This window comes from Sphaerisporangium sp. NPDC005288, assembly GCF_040607475.1.
Taxonomy (GTDB): Bacteria; Actinomycetota; Actinomycetes; order Streptosporangiales; family Streptosporangiaceae; genus Sphaerisporangium; species Sphaerisporangium rhizosphaerae.
The window spans coordinates 37895-55790 of sequence record NZ_JBEXGT010000031.1 but is presented as its reverse complement, the minus strand read 5'-3'; the positions used below and the strand labels follow the sequence as shown (position 1 = coordinate 55790).

General features: G+C 72.2%; 15 protein-coding genes, 1 tRNA gene and 1 riboswitch. Of the genes, 4 read left to right on the top strand and 12 right to left on the bottom strand.

All coding sequences use genetic code 11. The features are described 5' to 3' along the window. Positions 1-60 precede the first annotated feature (60 nt). The 8 genes from ABZU32_RS26710 to ABZU32_RS26675 form a co-directional block, all read right to left on the bottom strand. Complete coding sequence (locus ABZU32_RS26710) at positions 61-2085, bottom strand: ABC transporter ATP-binding protein (RefSeq protein WP_354926190.1); 2025 nt, start codon at positions 2083-2085, stop codon at positions 61-63. After that, on the bottom strand, positions 2082-2930 hold the full coding sequence (locus ABZU32_RS26705) for an ABC transporter permease (RefSeq protein ID WP_354926188.1): 849 nt from the start codon (positions 2928-2930) through the stop codon (positions 2082-2084). Before ABZU32_RS26705 ends, ABZU32_RS26710 begins: the two co-directional genes overlap by 4 nt. Beyond that, the gene (locus tag ABZU32_RS26700) at positions 2927-3880 is read right to left on the bottom strand and encodes an ABC transporter permease (protein WP_354926186.1); all 954 of its coding nucleotides are present in this window, start codon (positions 3878-3880) and stop codon (positions 2927-2929) included. The genes ABZU32_RS26705 and ABZU32_RS26700 overlap by 4 nt, the downstream gene beginning before the upstream one ends. 11 nt (positions 3881-3891) lie before the next feature. Next, entirely contained in the window at positions 3892-5490 is a 1599-nt protein-coding gene (locus ABZU32_RS26695; RefSeq protein ID WP_354926184.1) for an ABC transporter substrate-binding protein, read from the bottom strand. Positions 5491-5648: 158 nt separating this feature from the next. Continuing rightward, positions 5649-5725 (bottom strand) — tRNA-Lys (locus ABZU32_RS26690). A 141-nt stretch (positions 5726-5866) separates the two neighbouring features. Beyond that, positions 5867-6442, bottom strand: coding sequence for a hypothetical protein (locus tag ABZU32_RS26685; RefSeq protein WP_354851963.1), 576 nt, complete (start codon positions 6440-6442; stop codon positions 5867-5869). A gap of 336 nt (positions 6443-6778) precedes the next feature. Beyond that, a riboswitch (cyclic di-AMP (ydaO/yuaA leader) is annotated at positions 6779-6926 on the bottom strand. 969 nt (positions 6927-7895) lie between these two features. Further along, the gene (locus ABZU32_RS26680) at positions 7896-8294 is read right to left on the bottom strand and encodes an OsmC family protein (protein WP_354851961.1); all 399 of its coding nucleotides are present in this window, start codon (positions 8292-8294) and stop codon (positions 7896-7898) included. A gap of 30 nt (positions 8295-8324) precedes the next feature. Continuing rightward, the gene (locus tag ABZU32_RS26675) at positions 8325-8600 is read right to left on the bottom strand and encodes a hypothetical protein (protein ID WP_354851960.1); all 276 of its coding nucleotides are present in this window, start codon (positions 8598-8600) and stop codon (positions 8325-8327) included. A 189-nt stretch (positions 8601-8789) separates the two neighbouring features. On the opposite strand from ABZU32_RS26675, the gene ABZU32_RS26670 reads away from it, so the two are divergent. Next, positions 8790-9167, top strand: coding sequence for a phage holin family protein (locus tag ABZU32_RS26670; RefSeq protein WP_354851958.1), 378 nt, complete (start codon positions 8790-8792; stop codon positions 9165-9167). Between the two features lie 8 nt (positions 9168-9175). On the opposite strand, the gene ABZU32_RS26665 is transcribed toward ABZU32_RS26670, so the two are convergent. Next, on the bottom strand, positions 9176-10192 hold the full coding sequence (locus ABZU32_RS26665; RefSeq protein ID WP_354851956.1) for a LacI family DNA-binding transcriptional regulator: 1017 nt from the start codon (positions 10190-10192) through the stop codon (positions 9176-9178). A gap of 202 nt (positions 10193-10394) precedes the next feature. Between ABZU32_RS26665 and ABZU32_RS26660 the strand changes: the two genes are divergently transcribed. Both ABZU32_RS26660 and ABZU32_RS26655 read left to right on the top strand, forming a co-directional pair. Continuing rightward, entirely contained in the window at positions 10395-11294 is a 900-nt protein-coding gene (locus ABZU32_RS26660; RefSeq protein ID WP_354926182.1) for an amidohydrolase, read from the top strand. Next, complete coding sequence (locus tag ABZU32_RS26655; protein ID WP_354851953.1) at positions 11291-11800, top strand: cysteine dioxygenase family protein; 510 nt, start codon at positions 11291-11293, stop codon at positions 11798-11800. Before ABZU32_RS26660 ends, ABZU32_RS26655 begins: the two co-directional genes overlap by 4 nt. Here ABZU32_RS26655 and ABZU32_RS26650 read toward each other — a convergent pair. Then, positions 11733-13172 carry a glycerophosphodiester phosphodiesterase gene (locus ABZU32_RS26650; RefSeq protein ID WP_354926180.1) on the bottom strand — a complete coding sequence of 480 codons (1440 nt, stop codon included), beginning with the start codon at positions 13170-13172 and terminating at the stop codon, positions 11733-11735. The two genes, ABZU32_RS26655 and ABZU32_RS26650, sit on opposite strands and share 68 nt — an antisense overlap. 261 nt (positions 13173-13433) lie before the next feature. Between ABZU32_RS26650 and ABZU32_RS26645 the strand changes: the two genes are divergently transcribed. Further along, on the top strand, positions 13434-14687 hold the full coding sequence (locus tag ABZU32_RS26645; RefSeq protein ID WP_354926177.1) for an ABC transporter substrate-binding protein: 1254 nt from the start codon (positions 13434-13436) through the stop codon (positions 14685-14687). On the opposite strand, the gene ABZU32_RS26640 is transcribed toward ABZU32_RS26645, so the two are convergent. Beyond that, positions 14638-15831 (bottom strand): MFS transporter, encoded by a 1194-nt coding sequence (locus tag ABZU32_RS26640; RefSeq protein WP_354926175.1) that lies wholly within the window; start codon positions 15829-15831, stop codon positions 14638-14640. The genes ABZU32_RS26645 and ABZU32_RS26640 overlap by 50 nt on opposite strands. A gap of 361 nt (positions 15832-16192) precedes the next feature. Next, the gene (locus tag ABZU32_RS26635; RefSeq protein ID WP_354926173.1) at positions 16193-17656 is read right to left on the bottom strand and encodes a benzaldehyde dehydrogenase; all 1464 of its coding nucleotides are present in this window, start codon (positions 17654-17656) and stop codon (positions 16193-16195) included. Between the last annotated feature and the right edge of the window lie 240 nt (positions 17657-17896).

Here is a 17896-nt window from a genome sequence, read left to right as displayed (position 1 = left end):
GGCGTGGCCGCCTGCCTGAGTTCGGCCACGCGTCAGGCCGTTGACCGGGGCCTGGACGGCTCAGCCCCCCTCTGCGGGTGCGGCTCGAGCCGCGGCCACCGGCACGCCGGACCGCGGAAGCGCGGCCACGTCGAGGTGGCAGCGCACCGCGTGGTCGCCGCCGAGGGCGAGCACGGGCGGTTCCTCCTTCTCGCAGAGGCCGTCGACGCGGAGCGGGCACCGGTGCGCGAACCGGCAACCGGCCGGCCCCGGCATGGCGGGATCGCCGGCGGTGCCGGACTCGCCGAGCGGCGCCGACGACGCCGTCACCAGCGAGGCGGTGTAGGGGTGGTGCGGGCCCGCGAGGACGTCCGCGGCCGGTCCCTGTTCGAGGATCCGCCCGCGGTACATGACCGCGATCCGGTCGGCCAGGTAGCCCACCACCGCGAGGTCGTGCGAGATGAACAGGTACGACGTCCCGGTGCGGCGCCGCTGGTCGGCGAGCAGCCGCAGCACCTCCGCCTGCACGCTCACGTCGAGGGCCGAGACCGGCTCGTCGCAGACCACCAGATCAGGCTCGCCCGCGAAGGCGCGGGCGATCGCGACACGCTGTTTCTGACCGCCCGACAGCCGATCGGTGCGGGAGTCCAGCAGATGCTCCCCGAGTCCGGCTCGGACGGCCAGCCGCTCGGGGGTGAGGCCGCCGCGAAGGCTGCGCAGCGCCCTGGCGAGCACGGTCCGCACCGTGTGGCTCGGGTTCAGCGACGCGTCGGGGTTCTGGAACACCATCTGGATCCGCCGCAGCGCCCCCGCGTCTCGCCGCGCCACGGCGGCCGGCAGCTCCCGCCCGTCGAGCCGGATGGTCCCGCTCCCCTCCGGACCGAGGCCGACGACGGCTCGCGCCAGCGTCGTCTTGCCGCTCCCCGACTCCCCGACCAGGCCGAGTACCTCGCCGTGCCCGATGGTGAGGTCGACGTCGCGCAGCACCGGGATCCCGGCATGGCGGCGGGTCAGCGCCCGGATCTCCAGCAACGGCCCGGCCACGCCGGGCCGCGCGGGTGCTCGGAGGTCGCCGGCCGGGTCCTGGCCCTCCTCGGCCGGGTCCAGCCGGCCGATCAGCTCGGCGGCGTGGTGGCAGCGGACGGAGCGCCCTGTGTGCGCGTCGTGGACGCCGGCGGCCTCCAGCGCCGGACGACGTGCCCGGCATGTCTCGTCGGCGTGCGGGCAGCGGGGGGCGAAGGCGCACCCGGCACAGTTCTCTCCGGGTGCGGGGGGACGGCCCGGAATGGCGGCGAGCGGGCGATCACGCCAGGTCCGGCCGAATCGGGGGACCGCGGCGATCAAGGCGGCGGTGTAGGGGTGCCGGGGCGTGGCCAGGATCTCCGCGGCGGGGCCCTGCTCGATCAGGCGGCCCGCGTAGAGCACGCCGACGCGGTCGCACAGCCGCCCGACCATGGCCAGGTCGTGGCTGATGAGGACGACGGCGGCGGCGAGGTCGGCCCGTAGCGCCCCGATCAGGCCGAGGATCTCGTGCCGCACCGTCGCGTCCAGACCCGTGGTGGGCTCGTCGAGGATCAGCAGGCGGGGCCGGGCCGCCAGGGCGGCCGCGATGACCACGCGCTGCTGCTGCCCGCCCGAAAGCTGGTGCGGGTAGCGCCGGGCGATGGCCGCGGGGTCGGGCAGCATGACCCGTTCGAGCAGCCGCGTCGCCTCCCGCCTCGCCTCTGCGCGGGTGCGCCCCTGCAACCTGAGCGCCTCGGCGAGCTGCGCGCCGATCCGCATCGTGGGGTCCAGCGCGCTCCCCGCCTCCTGGTGGACGACCGCCAGCGAACTTCCCCGCCAGCGGCGCAAGCCGCCGGCGGTCAGGCCGAGCACGTCGGTCCCGTCCACCTCCACCCGGCCGCCGGTGATCGAGCCGCCGCGGGGCAGGTAGCGGCCCAGAGCGCGGCCCAGCGTGGTCTTGCCGCAGCCGGACTCGCCCACCAATCCGTAGGTCTCGCCCGCCGCGACCTCGAAGGACACCCCGGACACCGCCTCGACCTGGCCGCGCGCGGTCTCGTAGGCCACGCTCAGCCCTTCGACCCGCAGGCCGCTCTGTGGTCTCACCGAGCCTCCCGGCGGTGGCGAAGGGCATCGGCGACCAGCGCCGTCGCGACCACGAGCGAGGCGATGGCCAGCGCGGGGGCGAGCACGGTCCAGGGGGCCAGTTGCAGCCAGGTCCGGTTGTCCGACACCGACGCCCCCCACTCCGGCGAGCCCGGTGGCTGGCCGAGGCCCAGGAAGGACAGCGTCGCCGCCGCGAAGATCGCGTCGCCGAACCGGGAGGTCGCCTCCACCAGCACCGTCGGGGCGAGGTTGGGGAGGATCTCGCGGAGCATCAGCGACCGGCGGCGCTCGCCCCGCAGCCGGGCCGCCTCGACGTAGGCCTTCTCCCGCTCGACCAGCGTCGCGGCCCGCACGCTGCGGGCCACGATCGTGGTGAACGACGCGGCGATGACCAGCACCACCACCGTCGTCGACCGGCCCGCCAGCGCCACGAACAGCACGACCGCGATGATCGTCGGGAACACCACGACCGCGTCGAGCGCCCGCATGGTGAACTCCTCGACCAGCCCGCCCAGTGTGCCCGCCACCAGCCCGATCACCGTTCCGGCCAGGGTGCCGAGGCCCGTCGCGAGCGGCGCCACGGAAAGCACCGGACGCGCCCCGGCGAGCATCCGCGAGAAGGTGTCGCGGCCGAACTGGTCGGTGCCCAGCCAGTGCCCGGCCTGCGGCGGCGTGAAGCGCCGCAGCGGGTCCTGCAGGTCGGGGTCGTAGGGGACCAGGTGCGGCCAGAGCAGCGCGATCGCCACCCAGGCGAGGATGATCGACCCGCCGATGGCCAGCGCCACCCGGGACCGTCCCGCGATCCGGGCACGGCGCGCGGCGCCCGTCAGCACCAGGCCGGTCATGAGGCGGACCCCAGCCGGACGCGCGGGTCGAGCAGGCGGTAGACCAGGTCGGCTCCGAGGAAGATGAGCATGTAGAGGCAACCGAGCACCATCGCGGTGGTCTGCAGGGTCGGCAGGTCCTTGTCGACGGCCGACCGGAGCAGCAGCGCCCCTATCCCGGGATAGTTGAACAGCAGCTCGACCGTGACCAGGCTGCCCAGCAGGAACTGCAGCTGCACGCCGAGGGCGCTGGTCGCCGGAATCGTGGCGTTGCGCAGCACGTGCCGGCGCACCACCTGCACACGCGTGAGGCCGCGCAACTCCGCCGCGCGGGCGTACGGGCTCTCCACGGCCGTCACGGTGCTCGCGCGGACGTGGCGGGCGACGTACCCGGTGCACAGCAGGACGAGCGAGAGCGCCGGCATGAGCAGGTGGCCGAGCGCCTGCACCGGGGTGGCTCCGGGCGGTATCTGGGCGGACGCGGGCAACCAGCGCAGTCTCACCGCGAACACCACCAGCAGGACCACCCCGGTGACGAACTCCGGCGTCGCGCCGAACGCCAGGCTCGCGACGCTGATCACCCGGTCCGCCGGGCGGTCGTGGTGAACCCCCGCGACCAGGCCGAGCGTCACCGCCACCGGCACCAGCAGCGCGAAGGCCAGCAGCGCCAGCAGCAGCGAGGCGCCGAGCCGGCCGAGGACCAGGTCGCGGACGGGGACGCGGAGGGTGGAGGAGTCGCCCCACTGCCCGGTGAGGAAGCCGTGCAGCCAGTCGGCGTACCGGACCGGGAGCGGCCGGTCGAGCCCGAGCTGGGAGCGCAGGTCGCGCACCGCGGCCTCGCTCGCCTCACGGCCGAGGATGGTGCGGGCCACGTCTCCGGGGATCAGCTCGGTGGCCGTGAAGACGAGCACGGACACCACCAGCAGCGTGAGCGGGATCGCCGCGAGCCGCCGCAGCAGGAATCGCCTCATCGCGGGCCGCCCTAGATCCGGGACACCGACGTGAAGTCGACGTAGCTGGAGGGATGCGCCTGGATCCCGGCGAATCCGCCGTTGAAGGCCCGGACGCTGCCGCCCCAGACGCTGATGATCACAGGGACGTCCTCGTACAGCGTCCTGGCGATGATCTCGGCCTGGGCCTTGCGCGCGGTGTCGGTGGTAGCCCCGTCGTAGGCGGTGGCGGCGGCGTCCAGCACCGGGTTGGCGTACTTGGACCCGTTCCACACCCCGCCGCTCTTCACCATCGGGATGATGAACTGGCTCGGCACCGCCCGCCCGGCCCAGCGCACCAGGTTGGCCGGGCTGAACAGCCAGGGCGTGTCCTTCTCCTGGTCGCCGCCGTAGAAGTCGGCGGAGGTGCGCTGGTCCAGCGTGACCTCGATGCCCACCTGCTTGAGCTGGTTCTGGATGATCAGGGCGTAGTCCTTGCTCGGCGGGTCGAAGGTCAGCGGGAAGGACAGCTTGGCCACTCCGGCGGCGGCGAGCAGCGACGCGACCTTGGCGGGGTCCTTGGCGCGCTGCGGGATGTCGGCCGGCGCCGCCGGGAACAGCGCGGCGAACAGGTGGTCGTTGGCGAGCGCCCCGATGCCGTCGTAGGTGGTGGCGTTCACGCCCGGCCGGTCCAGGGCGTACGCGACGGCCTGGCGGACCTCCTTCCTGTCGAACGGCGCCTGGTCCACGCGCAGCGTCAGGGCGGTGAACCCGGTGCCCTCCACCCGGTCGACGGTGATGTCCCCGACACCCTTCAGCGGGTTGACCAGGGCGGGAATGCTGAGAAGCTGGGCGTCGACGTCGCCGCCCTGCAGCGCGAGCAGATCCGCCTGGTCATCGGCGTAGAACTTGACCTCCACGCCGTCCAGGTACGGCTTGCCCCGATCCCAGTACCTCGGATTGCGGGTGAAGGTGGCGCCCTTGGCCGGGTCGTAGGAGGCGAGCACGAACGGGCCGGTGCCGATGGGCTTGGCGGTGAAGTCGCCCGCGTAGTCCTTCTTGAGGATCAGGGCGTTGTAGTTGCCGGCCGACACCAGATAGGGGAAGTCGGAGAACGGCCGCTCCAGCGTGAAGACGACCGTCCGGGAGTCCTTGACGCGCACGCCGCCCTGCGCGAGGACGGTGTCGAAGGCCGAGAGCGCGGCCGACTTGCTCTTCGGGTCGAGCAACCGGTCGAAGGACGCCTTGACGACCTCGGCGTCCAGCGGGGTGCCGTCGGAGAAGACCACGCCTTCGCGCAGGGTGAAGGACCAGATCTTGCCGCCGTCCTTGGCGGACCACGCCTCCGCCAGGCGCGGGACCAGCTTGTAGTCCCTGTCCAGCCAGATCAGGTAGTCGGCGACGAGCTGGGCGATCGCGATCGCCGTTCCGTCGTACATGGTGACGGGGTCGACCGCCGTCGGCGGCGGAGAGGACCCCGCGCGCAGCACTCCGCCGCGCTTGGGCGTGCTCGGGAGGGAGCCGGACGGCCCGGCGTTCACGCCGGTGCTCGTGCCCGCGCCGCCCGAGCAGGCGGCGACCAGGGCGAGCAGCCCGGCGGCTCCTGACCCGGCCAGAAAGCGGCGCCGGTCGAACGGGTTGTCGTTGACCATGTCCACCACTATCCGAAGGCGGAATCATGATCGTCAAATGGCCGTTCAACTGGCGACCTCGAACGGATCGGGGCCCGCACCGAGGGGGAAACAGGTTGGAAAACGACTGTGGGCACCCTCCCCATCGGGGAAGATGCCCAGGTCATCGGCGTTAACCGTGGTGCGCCGCCAGGGACTCGAACCCCGGACCCGCTGATTAAGAGTCAGCTGCTCTAACCAACTGAGCTAGCGGCGCGTTGACTACGGTGACTTTAGCAGTCCCGGCGAAGCTACGCACATCGGCGCCGGGGCGGCGTGCCGGTGCCAGGGGGAAGCACCGGCACGCCTATTTCCCGGGGGAAGCTCGTGGAAGAACCCGCAGGTGCGTGCGCGCGGGTCAGGGCGCGGAGGTGAGCGCCAGGGTCGGCTCGGCCGGGTCCTTGTCGTAGACGCCCCAGGCGCCGGCGGAGAACGGGACGGGCTCGTTCTTCTTGCCCGGGCCGCTGCCCCACTTGGTGATGACGTAGTCGACCTTGATGTGGCCGGCGCCGAAGCCGGTCACCATCAGGCTGGAGTCGCTGAAGTCGCCGCCGGTCAGCTCGGCGAAGGTCTTGCCGTCGATGTCGAGCATGACGCCGCTCTCGGAGGGGATGCCCGGGCCGCGGTCGCCGATGAAGAACGGCGCCTTCTTGCCGTTGTACATCACGTAACCCTCGGTGCCGAGCGGCCAGCACGGGCTGGCGAACAGCCCCTTCTGCATCGGCTTGCCGATGGCCGGCATTCCCGTGTCACCGGCGCGCCCGGAGGCGTCGTCCCAGAAGTAGGAGGCGGTGGTGGAGCCCTTCAACATGACTCGCTGGGTGGTCGCCGCCGCGACGCCGTCCTTGCGCTCGGGCGAGTTGGCGTGGGCCGCGGTGGCCGTGCCGACCGTCGCCGTGCACATCATCGCGGCACCGATGATGCTCGAAACCACACGACATTTGGGGGTGTTCGTGAAAAAAGACATGGGAGGTCAGGATCTTTCATCAGAAGACAAGGGACCCGGGCTCCGACTTCGGTCAAGAGGGTTCGGCGCCGGGAGAGGAAAGCGTTCTCTGAGGCACAAGCGGGTGGACAAGGGCATGGTCCATCGCTGCGCGAGCGCTTTTCTTACGTGGGTCTTTCGGGCGGTGGCGCTGGACGGCCACCATGTCGCAAGGCTGCGAATCGCCCGGCCGGCTCCTACAAGCCGACTGCTGTGCCGCTTCTGACGGCGAGATCCGGGCCTAGGGTCGCCCGGAGGACGGAGTGGGGCGGTGTGTCCACTCGAGTCTCCTCTCCAACGACGTCTACCGGGTTAGCTGACGGGTTCGGGCGTGGAGTTCGCCCTACCGCTGACGCGGATTCACCCCGAAGAACGTGGGTCCCCGGCTCCCGCGGGCCGGGTTCAGGCCCTTGGGACTCGACGTTCGGGCGGCGGCCTTCCGGCTGAAGACCAGGTCACCGTCCGATCTGGTACAAGACGTTACCGGTCAAGTCAGGACAAAGCAAACGATGTTTGTACAAAGCATCAGAAGATCTACCTATCAGGCCGTAAGCCCCATATATCGGGCATTTTATGCGTCAGAGAAGGCCGACGAGGCTGACAGGCGATACCCGTGTTACTGCTGTGACCTGTGAGGGGCACCACCGCCTGGGCAAAACCTTTCTTCCCCCAAGCTCCATCCCTCCCGGCAGAGCCGCCACAGGTAAACAACCCCTCATGGCCCACGGCCAAGGGGCGCCCGCGGAGCCCGGACGAACCCGCTGCGTCGCCCCGCTGCCGCCCCCCAGAGGCACCCGCAATGACCGGCGACGGCCGGAGAGTTGACCGGGCCCGTCGCCGTAACAGGGCGCCGACGCCACCGACCCGCTTCCCGCCGTGCCGGCGCCCGATGAAGACGGCCCAAGGCGGCGGAAGGGGAAGCGGCCCGAGGCGGGGCGAGAGCGTGGCCGCCCCGGCCCTAGGGTGCGGCAGAGGCGAGGAACGGTCCGAGGCTCCGAAAGGGAAGAGCGGCCCGAGACCAGGCGGCCCGAGACCAGGCGGCCCGAGACGGAGCGGGCTGAGGTGGGGCGGCCGTACGGAGCGGGGGCGAAGGGAGGGCCGCGAAGTGGGGGTGGACATGAGTCGGGGCCGGACAGTCCCCCGCCTGTCCGGCCCCGACCACTTCACGGTCCAGCGCCGATGCCTTCCCCCAAACGCATCGGGCGGTCCCGCTGTTCGGACACGGTCCCCCACCGCGTCCTTATGGTGAAAGCTTCGCTGCGCCCGTCGGGCGCTGGTCGCATCCCCCTTGACCTGCCTTAACACTACATACCGGGGCCTGAGCTGCTCGTCATCGCACGGTATAGATTCGGTCTAAGTCCCGGGCATGACCGGGTACGGGATGACCCGGCGGGGCGAGCGGCTATTCGGGGAGTTCGACGACGACCTCGGTGCCCTTCTGCAGCGACCGGCTGACGGTGCAGTGGCGCTCGTGCACCCGGTGGGCGACGGCGCGGAAGACCTCGTCCGCCTCGGGGTCGCCCTCGGGGAGCTCGACGTCGTAGGTGATCGTGACCGGGCCGAGCAGTGTGGGCTCGACCTTCTCGGCCTGGACCGTCATCGCCAGCCGCACGAGGCGGTGGCCGCGCTTGGCGGTGAGCGGCTCGACGGTCACGATGTTGCAGCCGCCCACCGCGGCGAGCAGCAGCTCGACCGGGGTGAAGACGCCTTCGTCGTCGCCACTGCCCATGACGATCTCCGCTCCGCGCCCGTTGCGGGCCACGAAGCCGTTCTCAGTACGCTCAACATTCACCGATGCCATGCCTGGAGCCTAGGAGCAGGCGGGGCGTCTTCAGGCGTCGGGGTGCTTGGACAGGTAGGAGAGGTAGACCGGCCGCAGCGCTTCGCCGAGCTCTCCCTCGCCGGAGGCCATGGCGTCGCTGAGAAGCGCCGAGACCCTGCTGAGGTCGTTGGCCGTCTCCTCGGAGTGACCGCTCGCCGCCTCGGCCGCCGGGATCACCTTGAGCAGGTCCCACAGGAAGCCGAAGTCGCCGTGCGTGACCGCATAGTGCACCGCCCTGTCGTGCAGTTCCCTGGGCGACAGCGACTGCAGCTCGTCCCGGTCCATACGGGCTCACCCCCTTTTAGCCACTTTCCCCCCGATCACAGGGATATGCACGTTCGAACGCCTGGGAGATCGTTCGTGCGAACGGCCGTCACGGACGTCCAGGGCGACCGGTCCCGCGAGCCGGAAAAGCGCGTGCCCCAGGTCCTCAGCCTCTACCGCCCGCCCGTGACTGGTGCGACCATCGAAAGCGTGAAGATCATCATCAAGATCCTTATCGTCGCGGGCGCACTGTGGGCGGCGACACAACTGATCCCGGGCATCACCGTCTCCGGGGCGACCTCCACGCGCACCGCCGGCACGCTCGTGGCCGTCGCCCTGATTTTCGGCATCGTCAACGCGGTGCTCAAGCCGATCATCAAGACCTTCGGCTGCGCCTTCTACGTGCTCACGCTCGGACTGTTCGCCCTGGTGGTGAACGCCCTGCTCCTGCTGCTGACCAGCTGGATCGCCGAGCAGCTCGACCTGCCCTTCCACGTGGACGGCTTCTGGGCCGCCTTCCTCGGCGCCATCCTCGTCGGCGTGATCACCTGGATCCTGGACATGGTGCTGGGCCTGAACGAAGACTGAGCCCGGCGTCAGCCGAGGCCGAGGTCGGCGACCGAGCCGCGTTCGCGTAGTTCGGGCTCCTGGATGATCCTGCGCCTGCGGTTGCGGCCGTCCGCCGCCGCGACGACCAGGCGGACGGCCGCGCGGACGATGCCGCCGATGTCCCAGTTGACCGTGGTGAGGCCGGGAGTGAGCAGCCCCGACATCGGATGGTCGTCGTAGCCCATGACCGAGATGTCCTCGGGGATGGACAGCCCCAGCTCGGCCGCCGCCGCGTACACGCCGTAGGCGATGGAGTCGGAGAAGCAGAAGGCCGCGCTCGGCCGCGCGTCGTCCGCCAGGAGCTCACGGGCGGCCGCGGTCGTGGCGGCCAGCCCGTGCGGCGCGGTCGTCACCTCGATGTCGAGCTTCAGGCGTTCGGCCTCGGCGGTCACGTGGACGTCGGCCGGCCGGTCGGGGGTGCTCGGCCGCGTGGGGGTCAGGACGGCGATGCGGCCGTGGCCTTTGTTGCGGAGGTACTCAAGGGCCAGCGTGACCCCGTTGCGGTTGTCGAAGACGACCTCGCCCGCCGTGCGCGCGTCGAGCAGCGCGTCGCCGATGGCGACCACCGGGAGGCCGTCGGCGAGCTGCGCCCAGAACGGCGCCGCCGGGTCGACCGGCTGCACGATCAGCCCGTCCACGCGCTGGTCGCGGAGCTGGAGCGCCAGCGCGCGCTCGCGGGCCGGGTCGCCGGCGGCGTCGAGGATCAGCGCGTAGCGGTCCTTGTCGCGCAGGGCCCGCCCGAGCCCGACGGCGAGCGACTGCTGCCACAGGTCCTCCAGCGAGCCGCACAGCACGCCGATCATCCCGGTGCGGCCGCTGGCCAGGGCCCGCGCGATCGGGTCGGCCTCGTATCCGAGCTCGGCGGCCGCCTGGCGCACCCGCTCGATGGTCTCCTCGGAGACCTGCATACCTCGCAGCGCGTAGGAGACGGCCGCCGGCGACAGTCCGGTCGCCTGCGCGACCTCGCGGATCGTCGCCCGCTTGCGCGGCTGGGAACGCGGCATCTCGCCAGCTTATGCCGAACCCGCGCGACGGGTGGGGTCCGGAACGTTCCCCCTCGTCTCGCAGCATGGACCCGCTGTTGACGGAGGCCGAGGTGAAGCGTTTCACTGAAACGTATCAGTGAATCGATTCAGCGCAATTCCCGAGAAGAAGCCTATAAAGCGAGTAGGTAATATAGGGTGAGCTGGTCGGCGAGGAGGTGACATGGGGATCGACGTGCACCAGCACATCTGGACGGCCGGGTTCGTGGAGGCGCTGCGCCGGCGGGCCACGCCGCCGTTCCTGTCGGGCTGGACGCTGCACCTCGACGGCGAGGCGCCGTACGAGGTGAACCCCCGCGACCACGACCTCCGCCACCGGCTCGGCTTCAACCGCGACCACGGCATCGACCTGGCGCTGGTGTCGCTGTCCAGCCCGCTCGGCGTCGAGCACCTGCCGCCCGGCGACGCCTGGCCGCTGCTCGACGCCTACCACGAGGGGGCGCTGAGCCTGCCGCCGTCATTCCGGGCCTGGGCCTCCGCCTGCGTCAGCGCGGTCGACCCCGCGCGCACCGCAGAGGCGCTGGACCGCGGCTTCGCCGGGCTCCAGCTCCCCGCGACCGCCCTGCTGGACGCCGAGGGCCTCGCCCGCGTCGCGCCACTGCTCGACCTGCTCCACGACCGCGACCTGCCCCTGTTCGTCCATCCGGGCCCGGCGGGCGCCGCCGAGGGGCCCGCGTGGTGGCCGGCGCTGGTGCCCTACGTCCAGCAGATGCACGCCGCCTGGTACGCCTTCCGCGCGTTCGGCCGGCCACGGCACCCGCGCCTGCGGGTCTGCTTCGCGCTGCTCGCCGGCCTGGCCCCGCTGCACGTGGAGCGCCTCATCGCCCGGGGCGGCTCGGCGCGCGGCTCGGTCGACCCCGACGCCTACCTCGAGACCTCCTCCTACGGCCACCAGGCCATCGACGCGATCACCCGGGTGGTCGGCGTCGAGGTCGTGGTGCTCGGCTCGGACGCCCCCTACGCCGAGCCCGCCCGCACGCTGCTCGGCGAGGCCATCGAGCAGCAGATATCCCTCACCAACCCCACGCGCCTGCTCTCTCTGGAAGGAGCCGTGCACCGATGACCTGGGAGTCATTGCCCGACCGATACCTGGACAAGCGCGAACTGCGCGATCTCGTCGAAGACCTCGCGGCGCGTCCCGAGGTGTGGGCGCCGCACGTCGCCTTCGGGGACAGCGGAGAGGCGCGCCACTACGCCTCCCTCCACCGCGACTCCTTCGTGGACGTCTGGGTCATCTGCTGGCGGCCCGAGGACGACACGGGCTGGCACGACCACGACGTCTCCTCCGGCGCCGTCCGAGTGGTCGCGGGCACGCTGAAGGAGTCCAACCCGCGCATCGGGGGCGAGCCGCTGGAGACGCTGGTCTCCGAAGGCGAGGCGCTGTCGTTCGGGCCCGAGCACATCCACCGGATCAACGGCCACGCGCCCGCCACCGTGTCGATCCACGCCTACTCTCCCCCGCTGTGGCGCCTCGGTCAGTACTCCATCAGCGACGACGGCGTCATGCGCCGCGCCTCGGTGAGCTACGCGGACGAGCTGCGCCCGGCGGACGCGGAGGCGCTGGTCTGACCGGCGCCGCCTGCCAGGGGCGCCCGGCCACGGGCCCCCCTTCGCCGGAGGCCTGAGCAGAGGGCCCGCCTTCACCGGCCGCCCGGGCGTAGAGGGCTCCCCCGCCGGACGCCTGAGCATTGGGCACTTCCTCGTCAGGCGTCTCAGCGGGGGAGCCTCCGGTGCCGCTCGCCCCGTGCACGAGGCCGGCGCCGCGGACGACCTCGTCGCGGACCCGCCGGGCGGCGCCCGGGTCGTCGCTGAACACCCCGTCGACGCCGAGCCCGTACAGCGTCCGGAGCCAGCCGGCCACATCGCCGTGCGCGCTCGCGTACCCGGGCGCCGCCGGGTCGCCCAGCCGGAAGGGGGCGGGAAGGTAGGCGTTCTCCGGCCGGACCGTCCAGACGTGGATGTCCAGATTGTGCCGGTGGGCGTCGGCGACCAGCGGGGTGGGGGCGCCCAGCCGGCCGTGGCGGTCGACCGGCCGCACCAGATCGGTGGGGACGCCGACGGCGTCGGCGTAGGTGGCGATCTCGGCCAGCCCTGCGGGGGTGGCCAGGTCGCGGTAGGTGCGCGGGTCTCCCTTGGTCACCAGGTCGCGGGGCGCGCCGGCCGCCTCCAGGAGCTGGACCAGCCGCAGCCGAGTCCGGTGGCGCAGCGCCCGCAGGTTCGCGGTCTCGAACGACTCGATCCACACCGGGTCGGCCCGCTCGCGCCAGCCGTAGCGGCCGAGCGTCGCGAGCAGCGGCCCTTCCAGGGGCAGCCCGATGGAGGCGAAGTAGCCGGGGTGCTTGGTCTCGGCGTAGACGCCGACGCCCGACCGCTTGGCGAGCGCCACGATCTCCTCGAAGGTGGCGACGGGCGCGAGGCCGTCGAAGGCGGCGCTGCCCGGCCGCAGGGCCGGCAGCCGTTCGACGGCGCGCAGGGTGCGCAGCTCGGCGAGGGTGAAGTCCTCGGTGAACCAGCCGGTGAGCGTGCGTCCGTCGATCACCTTGGTCGTCCTGCGCGCGGCGAACTCGGGGTGGCGGGCGACGTCGGTGGTCTGGGAGATCTCGTTCTCGTGCCGGGCGACCAGCACATGGTCCTTGGTGGACACCAGGTCGGGCTCCAGGAAGTCCGCGCCCATGGCGATGGCCATCCGGTAGGACGGCAAGGTGTGCTCGGGCCGGTACGCGCAGGCGCCCCGGTGCGCGATGACGACCGGGTACGACCGCGACCCCTCGCGCGACGCCGGCCGTGGGGCGGCCACAGCGACGGAGGCGAGGGAGGACATGTCGGACGAGGCGCCGGCGGAGGCGGTGGAGGCGGTGCCGCCCGGCAGCGGGGACAGCAGAGACAGCAGGGCCAGCAGGCCCGCCGGCGCGCCGGCCGCAGGCCATCGAACGCAGGTCACGCTCGATGTTAGGCCTGGTCAGAGGATTTCCCTCGCGCATGACACGCGCACCGCGGTGGGCGGAGGACGACGACTATGGAGGATCACCAGCGACCGTGCTCCGTTATCGGTAATCATCTGCACAGAACAGCGATCATCCCGACATTTCAGAAAGACGGGTGCCGTCCCGCGCCGGGTCCGGCGACGGACGGGCGGGCCGCGCCGATATCGGAGGCATGCATGCACGGATCGTCCCTCCCCCGCCGCGCCTTACTCAGGGGCGTGGGCCTTGGCGCCCTCGCCGCGGCCGGCGCCGCCTGCGGCGCGCCCGGCGAGGAGATCCGGACCGACAGCGGAAAGATCGTGATCGGCTTCGTCAGCCCCCGGTCGGGGGCGCTCGCCGGCTTCGCCTCCGGAGACGACTTCGTCGTGGACCGCGTCCGCCAGACCCCGCCCTACGCCAACGGGTTCACCGTCGGCGGCCGCAGGTACGACGTGGAGATCGTGGTGAAGGACAGCGTGTCCGACCCCCGGCTGGCCGCGCGGGCGGCCGGTGAGCTCATCGCGCACCACCGGGCCGACATGGTCCTCACCAGCTCCGCCCCCGAGACGACCAACCCGGTGGCGTCGGTGTGCGAGGCCCAGGGCATCCCCTGCGTCGCGACCGTCGTCCCCTGGGAGGCCTGGTACTTCTCCCGCCAGGCCGACGCCGCCCACCCCCGCCCCTTCACGTACACGACGATGTTCTTCCTCGGCGTCGACCAGTTCGGCGGGTGCTTCGTCCCGATGTGGAACCGGGTCCCCACCAACAAGGTGGTGGCCGGCATGTTCCCCGACGACGCCGACGGCAACGCCTTCCGGCGCGCCTGGCCGGCGATCATCGAGAAGGCGGGATACACCTGGGTGGACGGCGGCGCCTACAACGACGGCCGCGACTTCGCCCGGATGATCGCCAAGTTCCGGCGCGAGCGGTGCGAGATCTTCATCAACGCCCCGCTGACCCCCGACTTCAACCGCATGTGGCGGCAGGCGGCGAGCGAGGGGTTCCGTCCCCGGCTGGCCACGGTGGCCAAGGTCCTGCTGTTCCCCTCCGACACGCTGCCCCTGGGCGGCCTGGTGGACAACATCGCCACCGACTCCTGGTGGGGCCCCTACATGCCGAACACCTCCTCGCTGGACGGCGAGAGCGCCAAGAGCCTCGCCGAGGCCTACCAGTCGGCCAGCGGCCGGCAGTGGCTGCAGACCCTCGGCTCGGTCTACTCGCTGTTCGAGATCGCCCACCAGGCGTTCACGAAGGTCGACTCGCCGCGGGACCGCCAGGCCGTCGCCGCGCGGCTCAGGACGCTGAACTACTCCGGCATGTCCGGCGTGCTGGACTTCTCCCGCGGGCCGGTGCCGGGCGTCGCCGTCCAGCAGCCGGTGGGGGTGCAGTGGAAGAGGGGCGTCGGACGGTTCCCCTACGAGATGATGGTCGTGGACAACAGCCTCAACCCGGCCGTCCCCCTCGGCGCCGACCTGGCCCCGACGAATCCGTGAGCGGCGCGGGCGGGCGCCCCGCCAGCACGCCCGAGACCAGTTGCAGCCCGCACGCCGCCAGCCCGACGGCCAGCGGCACCGTCCAGCCGCCCGAGAGCTGGTGCAGCAGCCCGATCAGGAAGGGGCCGAGCGCGGCGAGCAGGTAGCCCGACGACTGCGCCACGGCCGACAGCGCGGTCACCGAGGCCGGGTCGGGCGCCCGCAGCGCGATGATCAGCAGCGCGAGCGCGATCGACGCTCCCTGCCCCACCCCGAGAATGATCATCCACAGCCACGGCACCGTGGCCGGCCAGAACAGCACGCCCACGTACCCGGCGGCCGTCAGCAGCGCGGCGGCCACGATGTGCGGCGCCTGCGACCGGGCCCGGCCGGCGTGCGAGGGCACCGTCAGGGTGGCGGCGAGCTGTGCGAGGTTGGTCAGGGCGAGCAGGTAGCCGGCCTGGTCCGCCGGCAGCCCGGAGTCGCGGAAGATCGTCGGCAGCCAGGCGAGCAGGATGTAGAAGGTCAGCGACTGCACGCCCATGAAGGTCATGACGTACCAGGTCACGCGGCTGCGCAGCAGCGCGGCGTACGGCCGGTGCCCGGCGCCGGCGCGCCCGCCGCGCGCGAGCCGGCCGAACGCCTGCGGCGCCCACAGCAGTGCCGCCGCCAGCGCCAGGACGGCCACCGAGCAGGCCGCCACGCGCCAGCCGTACCGCTGCTCGATCGGCACCATCAGCGCCGAGGCCGACGCGGCGCCGGTCACCAGGCCCGAGACGTAGACGCCGGTGAACAGGCCGACGCGGTCGGGGAAGTGCTGTTTGACCACCCCGGGCATCACCACGTTCATGATCGCGATGGCGGTGCCGGCGATGGCGGACCCGGCGTAGAGGGTCACGACGCCGCCGAGTCCGCGCACGAGGGTGCCCGCGGCCAGGATGAGCAGCCCGATGAGCAGCGTGCGGTCGAGCCCGGCCCTGGCCGCCAGGGCGGGGGCGACCGGAGCCAGCAGGCCGAGGCAGACCACCATGACCGTGGTGATCCCCCCGCCGGCGGCCGGGGTCAGGCCGAGGTCGGCCATGATCTCGCTCAGCAGCGGCGAGACGCCGGCGAGCGCGGGCCGCAGGTTCAGCGCGGCGAGCACGAAACCCGCCACCAGCAGCACACCCGCCGCCGCCGGACGCCCGCCCCCGGCCGGCGGGGCGGGCGTCCGCTCGCGTTCTCCTGGTCCGCGACCGGGCGTCGAAGCGGACTCGGACCCCCGGCCGCGTTCCTGTCCGGGTTCGGAGGTCGAAGCGGACTCGGACGTCCGGTCGCGTCCTTGTCCGCGACCGGGCGTCGAAGCGGACTCGGACCCCCGATCGCGTTCTTGACCGGAACCGGGGGGCGAGGCGGACTCCGGCGTCCCCTCGCCTTCTTGTCCGGCGTCGGGGCCGCCCGGGGTGGGGTCCGGCGTCCGCTCGCGTTCTGGTCCGGGGCCGGGGGCGGCCGGGGGCTTCATAGACCCCGGAGCCTATCGGTGGCCATCAGAACGGATAGCGCGCGATGTCGCCCTGCATGGTCACCCACTGGGTGTCGGTGAACGCCTCGATGTTCGCCCGGGTGCCACCGAACCGCGACCCGGTCCCGGAGGATCCGACGCCGCCGAACGGCGCCACCGCCTCGTCGTCCACGGTCTGGTCGTTGATGTGGACGATGCCCGTGGGGATGAGGTCGGCGAGCGCCAGACCCTTCATCGCGTCGCGGGTCAGGATGCCGAGCGACAGCCCGTACTCGCTGTCGCCGGCCAGCGACGCCGCCTCCTCCAGGGAGGAGAACGGCATCACCGGAGCGACCGGGCCGAAGACCTCCTCGGCGTACGCGGGCGCGGACGTCGTCAGGTCGGTCAGCACGGTCGGGCGGTAGAACAGCTCCTCGTAGGTGCCGCCGGCCGCGAGGCGGGCCCCGCTGTCGAGGCTGCCGGTGACCAGCGCGTGGACCTTGTCCCGCTGCCGCCGGTCGATGAGCGGGCCGAGGGCGACCTGCTCGGTGGCCGGGTCGCCGACCGGCATGTGGTCGGCCTTGGCGGCGAGCCGCTCGACGTACTCGTCCTTGACCGAGGCGTGGACCAGGTGCCGTCCCGCGGTCATGCAGATCTGCCCCTGGTGGAAGAACGAGCCCCACGCGCCGGCCGAGACGGCCAGGTCCACGTCGGCGTCGTCCAGGACGATGAGCGCGGAGTTGCCGCCGAGCTCCAGGTGGACGCGCTTGAGGTGCCGCGCTGCCAGCTCGCCGACCTTGCGTCCGGCCGCCGTCGAGCCGGTGAACGACACGACGCGGACGCGCGGGTCGGTGACCAGCGCCTCGCCGGCGTCCACGCCGCCGGGCAGCATGTGCAGCAGGCCCGCCGGCAGTCCGGCCTCCTCGAAGACGCGGGCGATGGCGACGCCGCCGCAGACGGCGGTGCGCGGGTCGGGTTTGAACACCACGGCGTTGCCGAGCGCGAGCGCCGGGGCGACCGACCGGATGCCGAGGATCAGCGGCGCGTTGAACGGCGCGATCACCCCCACCACGCCCACCGGCACGCGCCGGGCCAGGCTGAGGCGCTGCTTCGCGGTCGGCAGGATCTCGCCGGGCGGCTGGGAGGCCAGTGCGGCGGCCTCGTAGCACTCCTGCGCGGCGACGTGGGTCTCGAAGGCGGCCTTGCCGGGGATGGAGCCGGACTCGCGGACGAGCCAGTACTGGATGTCGGCGGCGTGGTCCTCGAACAGCCGGCCGGCCCTGCGCAGGACGGCCGCGCGCTCCTCGAAGGAGGCGGCGGCCCACGCGCGCTGGGCCCGCGCGGCCTGCCCGGCCGCCGTCGCGATGTCGGCGGGACCGGCGATCCCGGCGCGGCCGATCTCCTTGCCGGTGGCGGGCTCGATCACCGCCGCGTCGCCGGCCTGGGAGCCCGTCCAGCCGCTGCCGCCGTAGACCGATCCGGACCAGATCTTCGGGTCGAGGAATTCCATGGTCAACGCCTTTCCGTGGTGCTCTGTCGCTGAGCCGGCACCGCCGCCCGCCGCAGGCGCTCCAAGGGGCCGTCAACGTTCGTTCGCTCTGCGAACATGAACTCCGCACAACGAACGTGTCAGTGCAAGCTATCCCTGCGACCAAACCGCGTCAATGTCCGAAAACACCTGTCGCCACCGCACTTTCGGTCGCTACGCCGGAGATGCTCGCCGTAAGCGCGGAACATCCGTTCGGCACCC